Origin of the sequence: Rhizobium sp. R711 (assembly GCF_002211365.1) — a bacterium.
Taxonomy (GTDB): domain Bacteria; phylum Pseudomonadota; class Alphaproteobacteria; order Rhizobiales; family Rhizobiaceae; genus Rhizobium.
Map to the genome: position 1 here is coordinate 1 of NZ_LOKZ01000031.1, position 3,182 is coordinate 3,182.

Annotated in this window: 5 protein-coding genes; 2 read left to right on the top strand and 3 right to left on the bottom strand. The window is 60.2% G+C overall.

Annotation, left to right across the window (positions count from 1 at the left end; translation table 11 throughout):
• Positions 1-92 precede the first annotated feature (92 nt).
• Together ATY80_RS20610 and ATY80_RS20615 are read left to right on the top strand one after the other, a co-directional pair.
• Positions 93-590, top strand: coding sequence for a cytochrome c-type biogenesis protein (locus tag ATY80_RS20610; protein ID WP_088694193.1), 498 nt, complete (start codon positions 93-95; stop codon positions 588-590).
• Positions 591-623: 33 nt separating this feature from the next.
• On the top strand, positions 624-1,295 hold the full coding sequence (locus tag ATY80_RS20615) for a CBS domain-containing protein (RefSeq protein ID WP_088694194.1): 672 nt from the start codon (positions 624-626) through the stop codon (positions 1,293-1,295).
• Positions 1,296-1,346: 51 nt separating this feature from the next.
• On the opposite strand, the gene ATY80_RS20620 is transcribed toward ATY80_RS20615, so the two are convergent.
• From ATY80_RS20620 to ATY80_RS20630, 3 genes are read right to left on the bottom strand one after another with little or no spacing between them, the layout of a single operon-like run.
• Positions 1,347-1,922 (bottom strand): DsbE family thiol:disulfide interchange protein, encoded by a 576-nt coding sequence (locus ATY80_RS20620; protein WP_088694195.1) that lies wholly within the window; start codon positions 1,920-1,922, stop codon positions 1,347-1,349.
• Positions 1,915-2,079: a heme exporter protein CcmD gene (locus tag ATY80_RS20625; RefSeq protein WP_088694196.1), complete on the bottom strand. Its 165-nt coding sequence runs from the start codon at positions 2,077-2,079 to the stop codon at positions 1,915-1,917. Before ATY80_RS20625 ends, ATY80_RS20620 begins: the two co-directional genes overlap by 8 nt.
• Position 2,080: 1 nt before the next feature.
• Positions 2,081-2,845 carry a heme ABC transporter permease gene (locus tag ATY80_RS20630; protein WP_088694198.1) on the bottom strand — a complete coding sequence of 255 codons (765 nt, stop codon included), beginning with the start codon at positions 2,843-2,845 and terminating at the stop codon, positions 2,081-2,083.
• Positions 2,846-3,182 lie beyond the last annotated feature (337 nt).

Below are 3,182 nucleotides of genomic sequence, written 5' to 3' on the forward strand. Positions count from 1 at the left end.
GGCGGGTTCGTTTCGCTGAGCGACCGGCGCCTGCGGGTCGGCGCGCCGAGCCGCAGGGCAAAGCCGGCGCGCCCGGCCCTGGAGCCGGCGGAATGATCCGGCGCCTCCTCGTCGTCCTGGCGGTCGTCCTGTCGACCGCGCCGGCCTTTGCCGTCAATCCGGATGAGGTTCTGGCCGATCCTGGGCTCGAGGCGCGGGCCCGGGCGATCTCCTCGGAGCTGCGCTGCATGGTCTGCCAGAACCAGTCGATCGACGATTCCAATGCCGAGCTTGCAAAGGACCTGCGCTTGCTGGTGCGCGAGCGGCTCACCGATGGCGACACCGATGCGCAGGTGATGAACTACATCGTCTCGCGATACGGCGAATTCGTCTTGCTGAAGCCGCGCTTTGAAACGAAGACGATCCCTCTGTGGGGCGCGCCGCTGCTGCTTGCCGGGTTCGCTTCCGGGGTCCTCGTAGCCGTCGCAAGGGGGACAAGCAGCAGAACCGTCGTCGCGCTCAGCGATGAGGAGAACGCCGAACTCGAGCGCCTGCTCGCCTCGAAGTTTGACGGAGATCAAAGCAGGGCCGATGCCCCGCCTCTATCCTAATTGACGCATAACAGGATTGTGAGGGGCAGGACCATGCAGGCGAAAGACATAATGACCACGAACGTGGTCTCGATCAGCCCAGCAGTCGGCGTGCGCCACGCCGTCGCGGTCATGATCCAAAACAATATCAGCGGGCTTCCCGTCGTAGATGATGAGAGCCGAGTTTGCGGCATGCTTACCGAAGGCGATCTCATGCTGCGCAGAGAAATCCGACTTTCTCCGCGCGCCGTTCGGTCGGCCGAACTCATCTCCGAAATCGACCTGGAGCGCTATATCTGCAGCCATGGATGGAGCGTCGCGGACGTGATGTCTCAGGACGTCATCGTCGCGCGGCCGGATAGCGAAGTGTCGGACATCGCCGAAAGCCTGCAGGCGCATCGGATCAAGCGGCTGCCAATCGTCGAGGACGGCAGACTGGTAGGAATAGTCAGCCGCCGGGACATCCTACGCATAATCGTTGAAGCACCGTCCATAACACTGCCACGAGAAGACGAATCCATCCGTCTTGCCATTCGAACCCGGCTGCGCGCCGATCTTGGGCTGACGCCTCAGAAGATTCAGGTGTCGGTTGCCAACGGACAGGTGACAGTGGATGGCCAGGTTGAATCGGATCTTAAGCGCAAGGCGATAAAAGTTCTGGTCGAGAGCCTCGGAATCGGTGGATACCGCGACCGGCTGCGCGTCGCGCCCTCCGCAAGCGAATGACATGGCGGGCAGGCAGCCGACGGTAGACCGCGTCTTTGCGCAACGCCAAAATCAGACATCTGGTCGCTGGCCAGAAGAAAGGGCGGCGTCGATCGCGGGGTTGATCTCCTGTAAGAGGCTGTTTTCGTCCAGCGGTCCGACATGCTTTTGCGTTATCCGTCCCGAGCGATCGATCACAAAGGTCTCCGGAACCCCGTACACGCCCCAGTCCATCGCGTTTCGTCCCGCATCATCGACGCCGATGGCAGCGAACGGATTTCCTTTGTCCTCGAGAAAGGCCAACGCCGTTTTCGGTGCGTCCTTGTAGTTGACACCCACCAGCTTGATGCGCGGGTCCCTGGAGAGCTGCATAAGTGTCGGATGTTCCTGCCGACAGGGGACGCACCACGATGCGAAGATGTTCAGGACGATGACCTGATCTTCGAAGACGCTCTCGTTGAGCGCCGGCGTCTGCAGCCCGGCGAGCGGGGGAAGGTCCACTGCCGGATGCTTCTGTCCGATGAGTGCCGAAGGTATCGTCGCCGGCGCGTACCCCTCGACGGATTCGCGATAGAGAGTATTCGCGACGGCGCCGGCTATTCCCAGAAACACGATCAGTGGAAGACCGGCCAAAGCGTAGTTACGCATGCGGACGCTCGTCGCGCGGCCGGTGACGGCGAACAGTTGCAAGCACTCCGACGTGTCGACGGTAGTTTCGCCCGGCAAGCCAGACCTTGAGAGTCGTTGCCAACATCACGGTAAACGTCAAGGCATATGCCGCGACCACATAGTGCTGGTGATCCATTTCAATACTCCTTGTAAACTGCGGACCTTGCTGCGAGCCTGTGTTGCGCGATGAGCTTTCTTCTCCAGATCTCGTTTCTGATCGAGGCCAGGTAGAGCGTGAAGAAGAGAGTGACGAACGCAAGGCCCATGACCATCAATGGTCGCAGGAATTCGATATCGAGCGCCGGTCCACCCAACCGGAGGACGCTTGCAGGCTGGTGGAGCGTATTCCACCAATCGACGGAAAACTTGATGATCGGGATGTTCACGAACCCGACGATGATGAGAACCGCGGTGACGCGGGCGGCACGCGTCGGCTCATCGATAGCCCGGTTTATGGCGACGATACCGAGATACATGATGAACAAAATAAACATGGAGGTCAGGCGTGCGTCCCAGACCCACCATGTGCCCCACATCGGCTTGCCCCAGATCGCGCCCGTCACCAGCGATACAAACGTGAATGAGGCGCCAAGCGGCGCTGCGGCCCTGGCAGCAACATCCGCCAACGGATGTCGCCATACGATGGACCCGATGGCGTTGGCGGTCATCACCGTGTAGCAGAGCATGGCGATCCAGGCGGCCGGGACATGGACATACATGATCCTGACCGTCGAGCCCTGCTGGTAATCGACGTCGGAGCTAAAGCTCAGATAAAGCCCCCACACAAGGCAGAGCGCGGTGAAAGCCAACAGGAAGGGAAGCACGCGCTCGGCGACCTCCAAGAACCTGGTTGGCTGGGCCAAACCGGCAACGGTGCTTTTCAATTGGGCGTATGGGCTCATGCGTGCATGCATTAACGCCAAACTCGCCTCCGCTAATTGATCCCGATCAATGAGGAGACGAAAGCAAGCAACTGCTGCCATTTTACTCTTCGCAGAGAAGGCAGGTCGACCGGATACCCGGGCCGGATCGATTTCGGACGCGAAACGCCGGTAGCTTGATCAAGATCAAATACGGCCACGTCAACCTCCTGTACCGATCGCTTCTCAGAAGGAGCAGATGATGGATTTCGAAGCATTTTTCAAAAGCGAGTTGGACGGGCTTCACGCTGAAGGCCGCTATCGCGTTTTTGCTGATCTTGAGCGTCACCGCGGCAGCTTTCCGCGCGCCACGCGGCAC